Origin of the sequence: Phenylobacterium montanum (assembly GCF_018135625.1) — a bacterium.
GTDB classification, from domain to species: domain Bacteria; phylum Pseudomonadota; class Alphaproteobacteria; order Caulobacterales; family Caulobacteraceae; genus Poindextera; species Poindextera montana.
This window is the reverse complement of the sequence record NZ_CP073078.1, coordinates 1,495,037-1,512,190: the sequence shown is the minus strand read 5'-3', so window position 1 is coordinate 1,512,190 and position 17,154 is coordinate 1,495,037. Positions and strand designations below refer to the sequence as shown.

At 63.3% G+C, this 17,154-nt stretch carries 15 protein-coding genes; 7 read left to right on the top strand and 8 right to left on the bottom strand.

Features of this window, described 5'->3' with window-relative positions; all coding sequences use genetic code 11:
• Positions 1-229: 229 nt before the first annotated feature.
• Both KCG34_RS06690 and KCG34_RS06685 read right to left on the bottom strand, forming a co-directional pair.
• Complete coding sequence (locus KCG34_RS06690; protein WP_211939614.1) at positions 230-1,327, bottom strand: alpha/beta hydrolase; 1,098 nt, start codon at positions 1,325-1,327, stop codon at positions 230-232.
• Positions 1,328-1,376: 49 nt separating this feature from the next.
• A complete protein-coding gene (locus KCG34_RS06685; protein ID WP_211939613.1) occupies positions 1,377-3,419 on the bottom strand; it encodes a TonB-dependent receptor in 2,043 nt (680 codons plus the stop codon).
• Positions 3,420-3,797: 378 nt separating this feature from the next.
• Here KCG34_RS06685 and KCG34_RS06680 point away from each other — a divergent pair, with 378 nt between their 5' ends.
• The 7 genes from KCG34_RS06680 (at position 3,798) to KCG34_RS06650 (ending at position 13,447) form a co-directional block, all read left to right on the top strand.
• Positions 3,798-4,433 (top strand): helix-turn-helix domain-containing protein, encoded by a 636-nt coding sequence (locus KCG34_RS06680; protein ID WP_211939612.1) that lies wholly within the window; start codon positions 3,798-3,800, stop codon positions 4,431-4,433.
• A 249-nt stretch (positions 4,434-4,682) separates the two neighbouring features.
• A complete protein-coding gene (locus KCG34_RS06675; RefSeq protein ID WP_211940735.1) occupies positions 4,683-5,813 on the top strand; it encodes an aminotransferase class I/II-fold pyridoxal phosphate-dependent enzyme in 1,131 nt (376 codons plus the stop codon).
• Positions 5,792-7,138, top strand: coding sequence for an MFS transporter (locus tag KCG34_RS06670; RefSeq protein WP_211939611.1), 1,347 nt, complete (start codon positions 5,792-5,794; stop codon positions 7,136-7,138). Before KCG34_RS06675 ends, KCG34_RS06670 begins: the two co-directional genes overlap by 22 nt.
• A complete protein-coding gene (locus KCG34_RS06665) occupies positions 7,135-8,679 on the top strand; it encodes an acetolactate synthase large subunit (protein WP_211939610.1) in 1,545 nt (514 codons plus the stop codon). The genes KCG34_RS06670 and KCG34_RS06665 overlap by 4 nt, the downstream gene beginning before the upstream one ends.
• A gap of 276 nt (positions 8,680-8,955) precedes the next feature.
• Positions 8,956-9,471 carry a DUF1993 family protein gene (locus tag KCG34_RS06660; protein WP_211939609.1) on the top strand — a complete coding sequence of 172 codons (516 nt, stop codon included), beginning with the start codon at positions 8,956-8,958 and terminating at the stop codon, positions 9,469-9,471.
• 274 nt (positions 9,472-9,745) lie between these two features.
• Positions 9,746-10,840, top strand: coding sequence for a DUF4062 domain-containing protein (locus tag KCG34_RS06655; protein ID WP_211939608.1), 1,095 nt, complete (start codon positions 9,746-9,748; stop codon positions 10,838-10,840).
• Positions 10,841-11,233: 393 nt separating this feature from the next.
• Positions 11,234-13,447, top strand: coding sequence for an nSTAND3 domain-containing NTPase (locus tag KCG34_RS06650; protein ID WP_211939607.1), 2,214 nt, complete (start codon positions 11,234-11,236; stop codon positions 13,445-13,447).
• 226 nt (positions 13,448-13,673) lie between these two features.
• Here the strand turns inward: KCG34_RS06650 and KCG34_RS06645 are convergent, their stop codons facing one another.
• From KCG34_RS06645 to KCG34_RS06620, 6 genes are all read right to left on the bottom strand, one after another.
• Entirely contained in the window at positions 13,674-14,291 is a 618-nt protein-coding gene (locus KCG34_RS06645; protein WP_211939606.1) for a hypothetical protein, read from the bottom strand.
• On the bottom strand, positions 14,288-14,536 hold the full coding sequence (locus KCG34_RS06640) for a hypothetical protein (protein WP_211939605.1): 249 nt from the start codon (positions 14,534-14,536) through the stop codon (positions 14,288-14,290). Before KCG34_RS06640 ends, KCG34_RS06645 begins: the two co-directional genes overlap by 4 nt.
• Positions 14,537-14,825: 289 nt before the next feature.
• A complete protein-coding gene (locus KCG34_RS06635) occupies positions 14,826-15,143 on the bottom strand; it encodes a hypothetical protein (protein WP_211939604.1) in 318 nt (105 codons plus the stop codon).
• Positions 15,144-15,201: 58 nt separating this feature from the next.
• Positions 15,202-16,197 carry a HEPN domain-containing protein gene (locus KCG34_RS06630; RefSeq protein ID WP_367576021.1) on the bottom strand — a complete coding sequence of 332 codons (996 nt, stop codon included), beginning with the start codon at positions 16,195-16,197 and terminating at the stop codon, positions 15,202-15,204.
• Complete coding sequence (locus KCG34_RS06625) at positions 16,121-16,366, bottom strand: hypothetical protein (RefSeq protein ID WP_211939603.1); 246 nt, start codon at positions 16,364-16,366, stop codon at positions 16,121-16,123. Before KCG34_RS06625 ends, KCG34_RS06630 begins: the two co-directional genes overlap by 77 nt.
• Before the next feature lie 67 nt (positions 16,367-16,433).
• Positions 16,434-17,147, bottom strand: a complete 714-nt coding sequence (locus KCG34_RS06620) for a DUF6118 family protein (RefSeq protein ID WP_211939602.1) — start codon at positions 17,145-17,147, stop codon at positions 16,434-16,436.
• Positions 17,148-17,154: the final 7 nt, after the last annotated feature.

Sequence of the window (17,154 nt, the reverse complement as noted above, 5' to 3'; positions counted from 1 at the left end):
TCACACGTCCTCAGGGAGGCGCCGACACGATGGCGAACGGAGAATTTGTGCACCGCCCCTAACTTCCGCTCGTGGCGCATCTCGACCGGAAGGCAGCCGGGCACGGCTTCGCCATTTGCGGTCATTTGCTGGAAGCCGCTAGCGCAGCGCCGGTTGCTCCATTGCGGTCATTAGATTTGTCCGCGATGGCGTCCACGGAAGACCTTTCTCAGCGTGCGACGCGACCGGCTTACGGCGCCAGAGGACGTACCTCGCGGGCCAGATCAAGGAGGACCAAGCCAGGCGCCTCATCGACCACATAGTGAGCAGCGTGTTCCATGACGAACAGGCGCTTCTTGGGTGCGCGCAGGGAGGTGAAATAGCGCTCGACCACCGAGGTCGGGGTGGTCCGATCATCGACTCCGGCGAAAAAGAAGATTGGACAGCGGTAGTCGACGATTGATCGGAGATCGACCGCGGGAAGCTGGGGCGCGAGCGCCATGACCGATTCGAGTTCGCCTTTGGAGGCGGTGGCCAAGTCAGCCTCGGTGTAGTCGGGACTGAGGCTCCAGATCGGCATTTCCGGCGCGTGGTCCTGACCGTAGCGCATACCGCCCAGCGCGACGTCCCACTGGCGTTCAGCGACCAGTTTCTCCAGGTCTAGAGGGCCCGCCCCCGGATAGGGGGCAATGGCCTCGAGGGCCTTGATCGCGGCTTGATCGCCCTTGCGCCGCGCCGCCTCCAGAGTTTCGCGATAGCCGACCTCTTCATTCAGCCGTCCGCTGACCGCCTGGCCGACGCCGATGTAGGCGTAGAGCTGATCGGGGATGGCGTGCGCCAACATGAGGCCCAGCAGGCTGCCCCATGAATGGCCCAGCACGAAGATCTTCTCCCGGCCGTAAGTCTGCCTGAGATAGGCGACCACCGCCTTCGCGTCCGAGAGCATCAGGTCCACGGTCAGGGGCTGGGGGCCGAGCCCGCCCGCTGAGGCGTAGGTCTTGCCGGCGCCGCGCTGGTCCCATTGGACCATGGTGAAAAGATCCTCCCAGGGACGCTCCCAGGACCACGCTTCAGGCATCATCGGCGAGCCTGGACCGCCATGAATGAAAAGCAGGATCGGATTTCGCCGATCCGCGCCACGCACATGGATCCATTGCTTGAGGCCGTTGATCTCGACGGCTTTCAGCTCGTCGATTCCACCGGGCAACGCCTGGACGTCTGCGATCACCTTGCGGGCGTCGACGGGCGCCTCGTCGGCGGCTTGTCCGGCCCCGGCCCGCCCCGCGGCGGCGGCAGCCAGGGCGGCGCCCAGACCCAGCGTCAGACTTCGCCGTGTCGACCCGTTCATCGCCAATGCTCCAAAGAATCCGTTGTCTGGTGCGAAATCGAACGCCGGCTCACATTCGCCCCGCGAAGGTCAAGCCGACCGTGATCGGCTGCTGACGGATGGCGACGGGCACGGTCAGGTCAGGAAAGGCGCTCGTCCTTGCGTGTCCGTTGGTGGCGTTCTTGATGAAGGCGGTCAGGGTGTAGCGGTTGAAATTCAGGCCGCCGCGCAGGTTCAACTCCGCATAGCGGCCGTAGGTCAGGGATGAGCTGTTGTTCAGATCCGCGTATTCCTTCCCCACATAACGGGTGTCGATGCGCGCGAACCAGCTGAGATCGGACGCGATCGGGTGACTGTATTCGGCATAGAGCACGAGGTTCAGCGGCGCAGACCCCGGCAGTCGGTCGCCTTTCGACGCAGCCACAGTGGCTGCGATGCTGGTGAGCCGGGAGTCGTCAAGGCTCAGGGATCCGCCCAGTTGCCAGTCGTAGGTCGGCCGCGCCTGCACCTGCAGCTCCAGCCCCCTCACATAGGCCCTGCCTGCATTGCCGATGAAGTTGATGCCGCTGGGCTGGGTGAACTCGCCAAGCTGAATGTTGCTCCAGTCGATGTAGTAGACGTCGGCGTTTACGATCAGCTTGCCGTGAAGGAAGCTGCTTTTCTCACCGATCTCGTAGTTCCAGAGCTTGTCGGGTCGAGCCGCGGCGGGGATGGGTTCTTTCGAAATCGGGTCGACGATCGCGATATTGGCTTGGCCAATGCGGTAACCTTCGGCCGCTTGGGCGTACAGCAGAGACTCGGGCGTGACGTGGTAGGCCAGGTTGAACTTGGGCGTCGCCGAGCTCTCGGTGTCGTGCGTCAAGGTGTGGCTGGCCGGCACCAGCGTGCCCGATAGAGTTTGTTGGTTGGTCAGCTGATCGTTGAAAACCCGCACGCCGATGGTGGCGGTCAGCTTGGGGAGAATATCGTAGGACGCTTCGCCGTAGAGCGCCGCTTCACGCACGCGCGAAAGGCCCTTGCTGTAGGAAACGACGTCGGAATTGGATCCAACCAGAGCGCCCGAGCCGGGCACGACGACAGGCTCGATCACCGTCCTGCGGTTGTCGACCAGGATGGCGCCGACCAGCCACCGCAATGGCCCCGCGTTGGACGAGGTCAGTCGAACCTCCTGATCGAAGGTCTGCGAAGGACCATAGTCGTTGACGACCGAAGGCGGCGCCGCAAAGCCGAGCAGGGACGTGGCGTCGGCGGTGAAGTCGGCCTGGATGTTCTCGAACTTGTCGGCGAAGGTGGTGATCGAGACCAGATCGGCCCACGAGAATTTGTAGTCGAGGGCGAGGCTGTAGATGCGGGTCTCGTTGTAGTTGGTGTTGGTGACGGCTCCATTCCACTTGTAACGATTGTCGCCATAGTCGCTGTACGGGCTGTCGTGCGGCCGATCATTCTCGAACAGGGCTGTGCCGGTGATGGTGAGGTCGGGGATGGGCCTCCATTTGAGCTCCGCACGGCCGCCTTCCGAATTCGCGTAATTCACGCCGGACTCGTGTCGGGTGACGTTGTCGATATAGCCGGAATCCTGCTGGTAGTAGTCGACCACGCGCAGCGCCAATTGGTCCTGCACGAGGGGGATGTTGGCCATTCCGTTTACGTCATAGTTCAGGCCGCCGCCCGCAGTCCCTGAAAGCGTCGTCTCCGTGGCAGCCTGAAACGTTGTCAGGTTCGGCTTGTTGGTGATGATGCGGATCGCCCCGCCCAGAGCGCCGGCGCCGAACAAGGTGCCTTGCGGCCCCTCGAGCACCTCGACCCGCTCGACATCGAACGTGCGCAGGTTGGTGGTGATCTTGGGGTAGGCCGGGTCCAGGACGTCGATGTCGTCGATGTAGAGGCCGACTGTCGCCTGCGAGTTGGTGGTCGTGCTGCTCGTGGCGACGCCGCGAATGGTATAGGTGCCTGCATTGGTCCCGTTTGACGAGAAGTTGACGCCAGGGACATAGGCGATGGCTTCCTCGACGGTCTGGGCGCCCCGCGCCTTGAGGGCGGCCTCGCCGAGCGCCTGGACCGCCAGGGGCACCTTCTGGATGTTTTCCGAGCGTTTGGTCGCGGTGACCACCACTTCGTCAATGCTCGTTTGTTGGGGTCGCGGCGCTGCCTGGCCGCCGCTCGCCCTCGATTGGGCATGAGCGGCTGTCGCAACGGCGAGCGAGAGAACAGCTGCGCTGCAAACCAGCGATGACTTCAGATGAGATCGATACATTTCGCCCCCTACTGACAAAAAGCGGGGTGGAACGGCGCGCGGTCTCAGCCGACCGCCTTTTCACTGCGCCTTGCCCGCGCCAACCGTCCGGAGGCCGAATGTCTTCGGGCGGCGGGACGCGTTTCAGCACGAACAATATTTTCTGTCTAGAAAATTATTTCAGAATGGCGATGTTGGTTTCGACATATTTTGTGAATCAGCGTGCATGAGCTACTTATGGCCGGGGATGGAGGCGTGATGATCGGCGAAGACGCGCAGCTTCAGGCGCTTTTGACCGCTGGAGCAGCCCTTAAGGACCTCCGCAGCGACCGCGGTTGGACCCTTGCCGAGGTGAGCCGAAAGACGGGCGTGCCCGTCTCCACCCTTTCCAAGATCGAAAACGGAAAAACGACCCTCACGCTCGAGCGGCTGCTTCGACTCTCTTCCGCCCTCGGCGTGAATCTCGCAGACGTCATCGCCACGCCGCGAAGCGAATCTGGTGGCGGCGATCGCAGCCGGCGCGCTGTCACGAGACTGGATGATGGCGAGGTCGTCCGATCTCCCCATGGCGAGTACAAATATCACGCGCTCGATCTGCTGGATAAGCCGTTCACCCCGATGGTGGCGGACATTTCAGCCAGATCCATTGAAGAATTTGGTGAATTCCACAGGCATAAGGGACAGGAATTCGTCCTCGTGATCGAGGGCGAATTGCTCATCTATAGTGACACCTATGCGCCGTTGAGACTTAAAGCGGGGGAATCCGTCTATTTCGACAGTGGAATGGGTCACGCCTACGTCAATGCGGGCCCTGGACCCTGTCGGATCGTGTCCGTCTTTTCAACGCCGACCGACACGCGCTTCATGAAGATCGACGGCAAGATCCACGGATAGCCCGGCCTGGGCTTCAGGCGGCCGGAGCTCCGTGGCTGTCATGTTAAAATTTTCTAAATAGAAAAATATTGCGATTTAGAGAATGATGCACTAATCAGCCTCAGCCCGGCCGCGCCTTGGCGCGGCCAAGGTGCAGATCCGCTGGTCCTCTCGGGATGCCGACGTGAACAAAAGACTCATATTGCGGACGTCGATCCTGCCCATGGGCGTCATCGCGCCCGCGCCGCGCCTGGCGGTCCGGTGAGCGCCGTGCAAGCGGACCTCGAACCGTTTCACGCCATCGCCGTCAGCCGTCTGGCGCACGCTCTGCAGGCTGAAGGCCGGTCCATCATCCACATGGAGTTCGGCCAACCGTCCACCGGCGCGCCTAGTGCGGCGATCGAAGTCGCGCACCAGGTCCTGGACCGGGATGGGATGGGCTATTGGGAGAGCGAGCCTTTGAAGGCGCGCCTGGCTCGCCACTATGCCGACACCTATGGGGTCGCGGTCGAGCCGGAGCAGTTCATACTGACCTGCGGCGCTTCGCCGGCGCTAGTTCTGGCGCTGGCGTCGAGCTTCAAACCTGGCGATCGCGTGGCCGTGGCGCGACCCGGCTACGTGGCCTATCGCAACACGCTCAAGGCGCTCCACCTCGTCCCGCAGGAAATCGAGTTCGGCCCGGAAACGCGCTTTCAGCTCACGGCGGCGGCACTTGCCGCCCTGGAGCCGGCGCCTGCGGGCGTGATCATCGCCAGCCCGGCGAATCCGACGGGAACGATCATTGGCAGGGGCGAACTCGAGGCGATCGCTGAGGTTTGCCGCGCACGCAACATCACCATCGTATCCGACGAAATCTATCACGGCCTCAGCTATGTGGAGCCGGCGGCCTCCATGCTCGAGTTCGAGCCCAACGCGTTGGTGATCAATAGCTTTTCGAAATATTTCAGCATGGTCGGCTGGCGCCTGGGCTGGCTCCTGGCGCCCAAGCCCCAGCTGCTGCGGGCAAGAACATTCGTCGGCAATCTTTTTCTCACCGCGCCGTCGCTCAGCCAGCACGCGGCTCTGGCCGCTCTCGACAGTCGCGCTGAGCTGGAGGCGCATCTCGCCGTCTATGCCCGCAATCGCGACCTGCTGCTGGCGGCCCTTCCAGGTCTTGGATTGCGGGACATCGCCCCGCCGGACGGCGCCTTCTATATCTACGCCAATGTCGGCCATCTGACCGATGACAGCCTTGCATTCTGCAAGCAGTTGCTTCGCGAGACCGGTGTGGCGACGGCGCCGGGCGTCGACTTTGATCCTGACCGAGGCCGTCACTTCATCCGCATGAGCTTCGCGGTTTCGACCGCCCAGGTGGAAGAGGCGATCGCCCGGATCACCCCATGGTTTGCGTCCAGGTCATGAGCGCCAGGCCGCTGCTTCGCCCCCGCGACGTATTCGCCGTCGCCTTGGGAAACGCGCTCGAGTTCTATGATTTTCTGATCTACGCGTTTTTTGCCATTCAGATCGGGCACGCCTTCTTTCCCGCAGGCGATCAGTATTCGAGCCTGATGCTTTCGCTAGCGACGTTCGGCGCGGGCTTCGCCGCTCGCCCGGTCGGCGCATACCTGATCGGGGCCTATGCGGACAGGGTCGGGCGCAAGCCGGCGATGATCCTGGCCTATCTGATGATGGGATTCGCCATCGTCGGCTTGGCGCTGACGCCTTCCTACGCCACGATCGGGATCGTCGCGCCGGTTTTGGCGATCCTCGCCCGGCTGGCCCAGGGATTCGCCTTGGGCGGCGAAACCGGGCCGAACACCGCCTTCATCGTCGAGGGAGCAGCGCCGCACCAACGTGGATTGATGGTGGCCTGGCAGGGCGCCAGCCAGAACCTGGCGGTCGTCGTCGGCGCCTCTGTTGGCCTGGTGCTGTCCGTCACAATGTCCCAGGCGGCGCTGGACGCTTACGGCTGGCGTATCGCCTTCCTGCTCGGTGCGGTCACGGTACCGTTCGGCCTGTGGCTTCGCAGATCACTGCCAGAAACGCTGGATGCGGCTGGGCCGGATGTTGCGGATGCGGGCGAAAGCGCTGCCGTTCGCGTCACATTACGCGGACGTGGCCGCATCCTGATCATCGGCCTGATGGTGTTCGCCGCCAACGCGATCGGCAGTTATGTCGCCGGCTACATGGCCACATTCGCTCAGAGCGAACTGCATCTTGGTCCGGCCGCCGGATTTACGGCTGTTCTCGTGCCCTATCTGATTGGAGCGGCGGCCATCCTGTTCGGCGGCTGGCTGTCGGACAGGATCGGCCAGCGGCCGCTGATGATCTGGTCATCGTTCGCCAACTTGATCCTTGTCCTTCCCTTGTTCGGCTTGATCCTGAGCGCTCGGACAGCAATCGCCCTGGTTTGCGTCATATCGGTCATGGCTGTGCTCAGCGGGTTGACCGCCGGCGCCTTCTACACGGCGTTCAGCGAGAGTCTGCCGAAGCGGGTCAGGGGGCGTGGGTTCGCCTCGATTTACGCCATCGCGATGGCGGCGTTCGGCGGCTCGACCCAGCTTGTCGTGACCTGGCTGATCCACGTGACAGGCAGCGAGATGGCGCCGGCATGGTACCTGACAGGGGCCAATCTGATCGGTTTTGCAGGGCTGCTGCTGATCCGCGAAACCGCGCCGGCGCGCATCGCCCAGGCTGACCTGGGCCCCGCCGATTTCATCTCTCGACGTGATGGAGCCTTGGGTTGAACGGCGCCGACGCCCTGCTGGCGACCTTGCTCGCCAATGACGTCACGGCTTGTTTCGCCAATCCCGGAACCAGCGAAATGCAGTTCGTGGCCGCGCTGGATCGCCAGCCGGCCATGCGTTCGGTGCTCTGCCTGTTCGAAGGGGTGGCTACCGGCGCGGCCGACGGCTATGGGCGCATCGCGGAAAAACCCGCCTGCACCCTGCTGCACCTGGGCCCCGGCTACGGGAATGGCGTCGCCAACCTGCATAATGCGCGCCGCGCCCATACCCCGATCGTCAATGTGATCGGCGACCACGCCACCTATCATCGCCAATATGACGCCCCGCTGAACTCGGATATCGCCGCGCTCGCCGCCCCAAACTCGGTCTGGGTCAAGTCGGCCGAGAGAGCGGATGCGGTTGCCGAGCTGGCGGCGGAGGCGGTGGCGGCGAGCTACGGGCCGCCAGGCGGCCCGGCCAGTCTCATTCTGCCGGCCGACAGCGCTTGGACAGAGACGAGCTCATCGCCGGTTGTCGTGAAAAAGCCGGCGCGTCTGGCTCCGCCAGGCTCCGTGATCGACGCTGTGGCCGGAGCGCTTCGCGCCGCCGCCAAGCCGGTGGTGTTGATCGGCGGTCAAGCGTGCCAAGCTGAAGGGCTGGCCCAGGCGGCGCGCCTTCAGGCCAAGGATGTCACGGTCATGGTCGACACCTTTGTCGCGCGCCTGCCGCGCGGAACAGGGCGGTTCACTCCGCAACGGATGCCCTATTTCGCAGAGGCCGCCCTCAAGGCGCTTGAAGGCGTCGACCTGATGGTCCTGGCTGGGACGACCGAACCGGTGGCCTTTTTCGCCTACCCGGATCGTCCGAGCCTGCTCATGCCGTCGGGCTGCAGGGCCATGCGCCTCGCGTCGCGCACCGAGGATGCGGTAGAGGCGCTCGCTGCGCTGGCTGACGCCATCGCCGCCCCGAGGGAGGGGCCTTCTGAGCCTCACGTTCGAACGGACATGTCTCCAAGCGGCGACCTCAGCCCCCAATCGATCGGGATCTCGATCGCACGCCATCTGCCCGACGGCGCGATCATTTGCGATGACGGCGTGACATCCAGCGCGGGCGTCGCCGAACAGACGACGGCGGCGGCCCCACACGACGTCTTGGGCCTGACCGGAGGGGCCATCGGTATCGGCTTGCCGCTCGCCGTGGGCGCCGCAGTGGCCGCGCCCGATCGCAAGGTCGTGGCGCTCACCGGTGACGGATCGGCCATGTACACGGTCCAGGCCCTGTGGACGCTGGCGCGAGAAGATCTCGACGTCACCGTCGTCGTCTTCGTCAACAATAGCTACCGCATCCTCAACATTGAGATGGCCCGTACGGGCTCGGGAGCGGCCGGCCCCCGAGCTCAGCGGATTCTCGATATCGGCGAGCCCGAGATAGACTGGGTTTCGTTGGCGAAGAGTCTCGGCTTGCCCACCATCTCCTGCCAGAGAGCCGAACATTTCGAGTCCGTCTTTGCGAGCGCTATGAAGGTGCGGGGGCCGCAATTGATTGCTGCCCTGGTTCCGTAGACGCAGCTTGTTAGGACAGCCCGGGTCGCCAATTCCTGCTGGCGGATCTCCCGCTCGCAGGGGTGAACAGCCCACATCTCTGTCGCGCAATCGGCTGTGCCAGGCAAGCCGTTCGCTAATTGCTACCCTCCGAAGGATGGGCATAAAGCTGCGTCAGAATCCATATAACGGTCATGATGATCGGCAGGATCGCGCACCTGCCGCTTTTCGAGCCGCCCAGCCATCGCCGCCCCGCCTCCGGCCGCATATGAAACGGCAGAACCTTCAGGAGAGCCGATGTCCGCCGTTAATCTCTTCAGCTTCGTCGATCTGTTCGCCCGTTCCGTTGTCGCCACCAAGCACCTCCTCGACAAGGGCGCGGCGCATGTGTCCGGCCTGGGCGTGCCGGAGCGGGAAATGCTCAATTGGCGGCTGGCGGAGGACATGCATCCCCTGTGTTTCCAGGTGATGGTGGTGGCCAATTTCAGCAGGACCTGGACGGCGCGCGTTGCAGGCCTGGAGCCTCCAGAGGGGATCGCGGCCGATCTCGACGTCGCCGGATTGAACGCCGGACTCGACGCCGCCCTGGCGTACCTGCGCGCGCTTACGCCAGAGCAATTCGATGGCCGGGACGAAATTCCTCTGACATTCGAGATCATGCCGGGGATGGCCCCCACATTTCCCGCGGCGCGGTGGCTGACCGTCTTCGCCGCCACGAACGTCAACTTTCACGTGTCGATGACATACGCAATCCTGCGCAACAACGGCGTGCCAATCGGGAAGGCAGACATGTTCGCCGCGGGACTAGGCTGACATCCTGGCGACACCGCCTTGCTCTTGATCGCCAAATGCAGACATAGGCGAGACCGATCCAATGCTGCGCTAGCTTCCCTAAAGCCGTCATTCTCGCTGGGGATTTTGCCTCTTAGCGGGGCTTCTGAAGGACCGGTATGGATGTGGAATATTTCAAAGCAACGTAGGGGCGTGTAAGGCGTTCTGGCCCAAGTTGAATGGGCGGCCCGGCTTGACCATATCGAGCGACTGACGACCATGGCCTGCGCCTTGGCGCTACACACAAGGACACGCCATGGCGAAGCCGCGAATCTTTCTTTCCTCGACCTGCTATGATCTCTCGGATGCGCGGGCGGCGCTAACCACCTTCCTTGAGGGTCACGGCTTCGAGGTCCTGAACTCACAGGGCAAGACGTTCGGCGTTACTCCAAAGGTCCATTCCCACGATGCCTGCCTCGAGATGATGCAGAACGCAGACTACGTCGTTCTCATTATCGGCGGTCGCCGCGGCGGTACCTATGTCGGCAGCGACAAGTCCATCACCAATGAGGAGGTGAAAGCCGCACAGAAATTGGATCGGCCGATCATCGCGTTCATCGACAAGAAGGTCGACGCGCTGCGACCAACCTTCAGGAAAAACCCGACTGCCGACTTCAAGCCGACGGTCGACGACACGCGGATCTTCGACTTCGTCGACTGGGTCGCCTCCGGCCACGAGGACAACTGGCTACACCCGTTCGACAACGTCGCAGATATCGTCGAAACGCTCCGTGCCCAATTCGCCTTCTTCCTGCTGTGCTATTCGCAGAGCTTCCGAAAGAAGACATCTCCGACGCCGGTCAAGAAGGGGCAATCGGTGGCCTTCCCCTCGCGCCTCGACGGCGCGCCTGGCGACACCGAAGAGGAACGGACCCTTTCGCAGGCGGGTCTCCGACAAGTTTACGACTGCTTGAAGCGCGTGCTGGCCGCTGACGTAAAGGACAGCGTCAAGCAAGAGCAACTGAAGTCGGTGTGGGTCGTAGCCCGCCATGGCGATCCAAACGAGCGGAGGCTTTCGGTTAACGAGTCTCGGTTCAAAGCATCGGCCTGGGGCATTAGCCGAGGACGGCGCGTGTTCGAACAGCTGACCAATTGCGGCATCCGCGGCGAGTACGACATCGATGAAGACAGTAATGGTGTCGGATATCAAACGGTCGAGATTATCTTCGATGGTAAGAAGAACGCCGAAAGCTATCCGGCTGAGGCCCTGAAAACGTGGGTGGACGATCTGATCACCCGGTACGGGGACGATGATGGCTACGAGATGTTCAAGCGTCTCGATATGCGCCTCTACGTCGAAGCGCCGGCGCCGAAGGTGAAGCGCAAGGGCAACGCAGTGACCGGGAAGTAGCCGGCGCTGAGTTGGCCATCGGAGCGAGCCGGCTGGTTCACCGCTTCATCATCATCAGTTCCACCCACTCGACATGGCCACCGCTGCCGCGGGCGGGAACACGCTCGAGATGTTGGCCGATCTCAGCCAATTCTAAGACGGGAAGATCGAGGCCCTGCGAGACTATCGAGGTGCCGTGGCGCACCCTTGGCGCGCGCGGGGCGTCGCCATTTGCCGTCGCCCGAGCAGGCGAGCCTGCGGCAGCACCCGTAGAGTGATCCAGGCATGAGGTCTTGGCCCGGAGGGCGTTGACGCTCGGCCGCCACGGGGGCATTGGCATAACGCAGAGCTAGCTGGGGCGCTTCCGCGAGTCCTGGCCACAAGAGCCGATCCATCGGCGGAGCATGGACGATCGTGAGTTTCGACCTCAGCCAACTTGGCTGGAAGGCTTTCCAGGATCTGGCCGCGGCGGTTGCCGCCGAAGTCCTCAAGCGCCCGGTGCAGTCCTTCCTGGGGTCCAACGACGGTGGCCGGGATGGCGCGTTCCTCGGACGCTGGGACGCCGCTGGTCCCCTCGCGGGAAAGTCGACCATCCAGTGCAAATTTCTTGGCAAGCCTGGCGCCAACCTCACGCTTGCCGACCTCAAGGACGAGTTGCCGAAGGCTCAGAAGCTCGCCGCGGACGGCCTGGCCGACGATTACATCGTCATGACTAACGCCGGGGTGTCCGGCGATGCCGACAACCAAATCTGCAAGGCCTTTGAGTCGGTTGGCGTCAAACAGTGCCGGACTTTCGACGGCGGCTGGATCGTCAAGCAACTAATAGAAAACCCAAGACTGCGGATGCTCGTGCCGCGGGTCTACGGGATCGGCGACCTGTCCCACGTCATCACCGGCCACGGCTACAAGCAGGCCCAAGCGATCCTCAATTCCATGGGGTCCGACCTGAGCTGCTTTGTGCCAACTGACGCCTACCGGTCGGCTGTGACGGCGCTGCAGGAGCATGGCTTCGTCATCTTGCTGGGCGATCCTGCCTCCGGAAAATCCACCATCGCCGCGATCCTGGCACTCGGCGCCATCGACGACGGCTGCCTGGGCGCCCTGAAGATCAATTCGCCTGACCAGCTCAGCCTCTGGCATCCCGGCGAAAAGCAATTCCTTTGGGTGGACGACGCCTTCGGCCCAAACAACTTTGATGCCGCCCGGATGGCGGGGTGGAACGCCCAACTTGGCGCCCTGCGCGCCGCGGTCGAGGGCGGCGCCCGCGTTGTCTTCACATCGCGTAACTACATCTGGGAGGCAGCCCGCCCGCACCTGAAGACCAGCGCCTTCCCGCTGTTTAAGGAGAGCCAAGTGGTCGTCAACGTCCACGCCCTCTCCGACGAAGAGCGCGCCCAGATGCTCTACAACCACGTGCGCCGCGTGCAGCCACGGGAGATTCGGCAGCGTCTCAAACCCTTCCTGCCCGCCGTTGCCTCCAACAAGGCCTTCCTGCCGGAAACTGCACGCCGCTTGGGCGATCCGCTCTTCACAAAGAACTTGGTGATCAGTCGGGAGCGGCTGATCGAGCTCGTGGAGCACCCGGTCGAGTTCCTGGCCGAGGTGCTGGAGCAGCTGGACGACCCCTCGCGCGCCGCTGTCGCCCTAGTCTTCCTGAACTCCCAGTCTGGGGTCCCGTCGCCGATCGCGGAGACGCCGGCTATGCAGATGGTTACGCGGTTGACCGGCGTCACGCACGCCGAAATCGCGCGGGCCATGCAGCACCTGAACGACAGCATTACCCGCCTGATCTCCGAGGATGATGGCGACCGATGGATCTTCCGCCATCCGACCGTGGCGGACGCCTTCGCCACCCTGGTGGGGCCCTCGCCGGAGCTAATCGAACTCTATGTCCATGGTGCGAAGCTCGACCGCTTGTTGGAGGACGCCGCGTGCCGCCAGAAGGCCGCCGAGAGCGGCCGCATTCGCATTCCGCCCGCCCTCTATCCCGCGCTGATTGAGCGGCTGAAGCAACACCCGCTCGATGACGCCCTGATGTGGTTCCTGGGCTCGCAATGCGAGAAGGCGTTCCTAGAGCGGATCCTTGATGTGCGGCCGGACATCCTGAAGTGGGCGGAAGGCGCTGCAGCCAGCGAGCTGGTTCTGGGTGGCCGCGTCCTGTTCGCAGCCATGGCCTCCTGGTCCCTGTTCCCCGAGACCACGCGTAAGGCAATGGTTGCGAAGATCCAGGAACACTCCATCTCCTGGCTAAACGCCAAGCCCCTGACCAACGAAGTCACCCGCCAGATATTCAAGGACGATGAGTTCGCGGCGTACGAGGCAGCCTTCAAGAAGGCATGGCTTTCCGACATCCCAAGTGTTTTCAGCGAGTTTGGCCGCTACTCTTCAGAGGACGAGGTCGGGCTCTACAACGAATTCAAGGAGAACCTTCAGGCTGCGCAGGCCTACTTCGAAATGGAGGACAACGACGAGTTTGACGAACTTTACGCGGAGATCGACGCCCACATTGAGAGCCTGGGTGGCGAGGAGCGCTCGCATGGAGGAGGTTGGAGTTCGGCGTCGATGAAGAAGCCGGAAAGCTCAGCGTCTGGCACCGCTGCGGGCATCTTCAAGGACGTCGACGACTAGGCGCCAGCCGTCAAACGTACTTCGCGATGTCCAGGCCGGCGGCGGCTTCCCCGCAAGCCGCTAGGCCCGCTACGTCCGCTTATCGCACCCGGAGGCCGCCAGCCAGACCGACTTCTTAGGATGCCTATTGGCGCTCGCCGGCCGCCCGCGTTCTGTCAGTTCCGACGTCCAAAGCCCAGGCTTTTGTGGGCGAGCCCTGGTAACCGCAACTGGCACTCACGCCCCGTCAGGCGGCCGCTTTCGCCGTCGCGACTATCCAGGCTGCCGCCAGCAAAGTCACGTCTTTGAAGGTGATTTCGTCGGGATCAAGCTGTTTGTCCGCGCAAAGGCTAGGAAGGTCGGCCAGGAATGCTTGGTATTCTGCTGCAATCGCTACTCCGCCAGGGACGCCATCTTGAGGTGCGGCATCTCTCAGCCAGGTCGCGACCTCTCCGATCAGCTTTGCCACATCACCATTGTGAGCATGAATGTCTTGGCCGGCGATGTCGGAGATGAATTGCTGATAGCGGAAGGCCTCGCGATCAAGGATGAGCGCGTTCTTTGCCTTCTGCTTTTTCGATCCGTACTTCTTGGCGCCCAGGAACAGACCGAGTTCAAGGGGCATGTTAAAGCGCGGCAGTCCCGACCCTGGATCGGGCTCGGTCTTCGAGATGTCGTGCACGCCGTAGTCGCAATCTTCGATAATCCGGCAAATTTTGTTGAAACGAATCTCGGCGCCATCATCGTTCTCGCGGGCACACCTTGGGGTATACCCCGATCGGATGACAGCGAAAACTATGGCCCGGAAGTGGTCTTGGTAGTCCACGGAGAACGGGCAGTTGATGAAGACCTGCCGCTCGCTCACTTGCCAGCGCGTGCCGCGACAACCTTGCGGGCAGTTTCGAGCGCTTCCTTCTGGGTGAAGTGCTTCGAGCGGCCCTGCTTGAGGATCTTGATGCCGTCCTTTGCTAAGCCGAGCACCATGGCCTTCGCCTTGGTGGCTTTCACGGCCTTTTTGGGCTTACGAACTACGGTCACGGGCATGCTGCCAAGATCGGGCATCCACGACCGAGATTCAAGACCGTATCGTCTGGAGAGTTCGGTCGGCACGCATTGCCATCGATTTCCGGGCGTGGAGCGCCTGCTCATCGAACAGCGTTTGACGAAGGCCGCTAGCGGGCAGTTTTGGTAGTGGAGTCCAGCATGGTCTGAATAATGTGATCCTCGGGCCGTTGATAGCTTAGCCGGCGCTATGACCGCTTGTCGCACCCGGTTTGGGAGCGGGCTCCGCGGCCGCGGACGACGCCTTATGGGACGCATGCGCCTTGAGGACGCCACCCTTGAGCGGTTCGCTGGTCGCCGATGACGACAGCACCACGGCTCCCGCCGCAACCTCGAACTAATCTAGCTCCGTGATCGTCACCATCGGTGCCTGCCTAGCCGCAATATCTTGGTGCTCCGCGCTTCGGATCGCTCGCGAGACGTTGAGGCGGACGTAGATTGACGCGGCCCCGTACTGATCGCGGGCCCGTTCCCAGGCAGTGGCGGCGAGCACCAAGCTGCGCGCCGTTCCGCAGCAAACGATCTCATCGCCGTCGGGAGCGGAGCGGAAAAAGATGAAATTGCCGGCGGTCGCCGGCAGCCTTGACGGGCCGCTGACCCATTGAAAGCGATAGACAGTGCCGGACACGCCGGCGATCTCGATGAACGGCTTCACGCCCTGGAAATAACCTGATCAAGGGCCCGGTGTCATCGAACTCGACGTCGCGGCCGACTCAGGCCTCGGCCCGCAAAACATCCAACCGGTCTTCGCAGACCTGTTTGACGAGCGCCTGCAACGCTGTGACCCGCTCGCCGAGCCAGGTCAGCTCGTCGGTCGTGATCTTGTACTGCGGCGAATACCGCGCCTCCACGTAAGCGCGCCGCAGCAGCTCGAAACAGCGTTGCTCGAATTTCGATCGCCGCGGCCAAGCTGCGATCAACCGGGTGTCTAGCTGTTCCGCTTGCGAACGGAGGAAATTGAGCTTGTGAGCGCGTGGGGAGTAGAGGGTCAGGACCAGAAGGGCGCAATGAAAGAGCCGTTCGCTCGCCTGGTGGAGCTCGAACGCAGCCTTCTTAGCCCAGCCGCGCGACACGGCATCCAAACCGTGAACGAGAAACTCGTCCGCGCTCGGAAACCACTCGTCGAAATACCCCTGCGCCTCCTTGAGCGCCTCTTCGGGCGACAGGGGCTCGGGATGCACGAACTCATGCCCTGGCGCCTCGTAGAGCGCGATCCCGTCGCGGACGATATCGACGAAAAACGGGCGGCCGCGCTTCAGCTGGGCGTTCACGTCGGAGAGGGTGTGGACGATCAGGCTGACCGGGGCGGTCAGGCGATGGTCGATGGTCATCTCGCGCATGAGATGGTCCTCGGCCTTGGCCCAGTATTCCACCATGTCGGTGAGCCGGTCGTGGTTGACTACGACCAGAAGGTCATAATCGGATTTGTAGCCGCCGACGGGATCGTCGACCCAGTCGCCGCGGGCATAGGAGCCATAGAGGATCACCTTGAGGATCCGGCCCTGCTTCTTGTGCGCCTGGGTGCCGAGCGCGATGGCGTCCTGGAACTCGGCGAACAGGATCTCGACCACGCGCTGAAGCTCGCGGCGCTTGGCTTCCGGCAGATGGTCGAGCTCGGTCTTCATCGGCCCCTTATGTCCGGCGTTCGAGCCAGGGTTGCAAGCGGCCAGGCGCTTCGGCGGCGCCGAGGGCGGCAGGGGAGGGCGCATCTGGCCCGCGATCGAACAGCACTGCATCGGCCCGCTGCAGCGAGGCCAGGAGATCGTCCAGGGCGCCCCGTTCGGGCGTGCCGGGGCGATAGGTGTCGCGCAACGCCGGCACGCGCATCATGCAGGCCAGGATGGCGTCCAGGGCTCCATCGATCTTTTGGGTCAGCATTCTGCGCTCCGTCGGGAACAAATATAGAACGACTTCACACCCACCGCACCGACCTGTCCAGCGGCGATCAGCGGGAATCCCCAGCCTCGGCGCGCGGCGCCTGGGCTTGCGAAGACCGCGACCGCCTTGGCCGGGAAGAGCGGGGCGGAGCGCTGGATTCGGCCATAGCAGAGTCGTGCTGGGCTGACGCCTGCGCTATCTGGATCCGCCCCCAACGATCCGGATCTGCCACCAAGAGCAGCCGCTCACCGGCGGACCACAGGTCCCGATGCAGCAGCCCCGCCGCCATCTTTTCCGGCCAGGCCCAGCGGCCCGGAACACTCCTGACGACGACGCCCGGTAGGAAGACGCCGAGCACCGCGCCAACCATCAGCGCTGCGGCGCCGACCTGCAGCAGCCGCAGGTTCTGCACGCCAGCCAGCCGCGCCGAGGCGGCGCAGCCGCGCAGATCGGCCGCGGCCCGCTCAAGGCTCGCCTGCGCCCCCTGCAGGGCCGCCTGCTCCTGCCGGCGTGCTTCCGTCCCGGCCAACACGATCCGCCGCCCCACATCGTCGGGTGTGAGTTGCAGCGCGGGCGCTCCAGAGAGTTTGCCCATGCCGCCGGCGATACGGCTGACCTGCTGGACGATCTCGGCCAGGCTCTCGCTGTAGTCCGGCGCCGACGCCCGCTCGGCGGCCAAGCCGCCGATAGCGACATTGAGCAGGGCCACCTCTCGCCGAAGGCCCTCGAAGGCCAGGGCGGCCGAATCTACCGGTTCTTCCAAGTCCGATTGCTGCTCCATCGTCCGT

What these genes read in the sequence shown, in the direction of transcription:
- KCG34_RS06690 (WP_211939614.1), bottom strand. Translation starts at nt 1,327, where the DNA reads ATGAACGGGTCGACACGGCGAAGTCTGACGCTGGGTCTGGGCGCCGCC.
- KCG34_RS06680 (WP_211939612.1), top strand. Translation starts at nt 3,798, where the DNA reads ATGATCGGCGAAGACGCGCAGCTTCAGGCGCTTTTGACCGCTGGAGCA.
- KCG34_RS06670 (WP_211939611.1), top strand. Translation starts at nt 5,792, where the DNA reads ATGGTTTGCGTCCAGGTCATGAGCGCCAGGCCGCTGCTTCGCCCCCGC.
- KCG34_RS06660 (WP_211939609.1), top strand. Translation starts at nt 8,956, where the DNA reads ATGTCCGCCGTTAATCTCTTCAGCTTCGTCGATCTGTTCGCCCGTTCC.
- KCG34_RS06655 (WP_211939608.1), top strand. Translation starts at nt 9,746, where the DNA reads ATGGCGAAGCCGCGAATCTTTCTTTCCTCGACCTGCTATGATCTCTCG.
- KCG34_RS06630 (WP_367576021.1), bottom strand. Translation starts at nt 16,197, where the DNA reads ATGCGCCCTCCCCTGCCGCCCTCGGCGCCGCCGAAGCGCCTGGCCGCT.
- KCG34_RS06625 (WP_211939603.1), bottom strand. Translation starts at nt 16,366, where the DNA reads ATGCTGACCCAAAAGATCGATGGAGCCCTGGACGCCATCCTGGCCTGC.
- KCG34_RS06620 (WP_211939602.1), bottom strand. Translation starts at nt 17,147, where the DNA reads ATGGAGCAGCAATCGGACTTGGAAGAACCGGTAGATTCGGCCGCCCTG.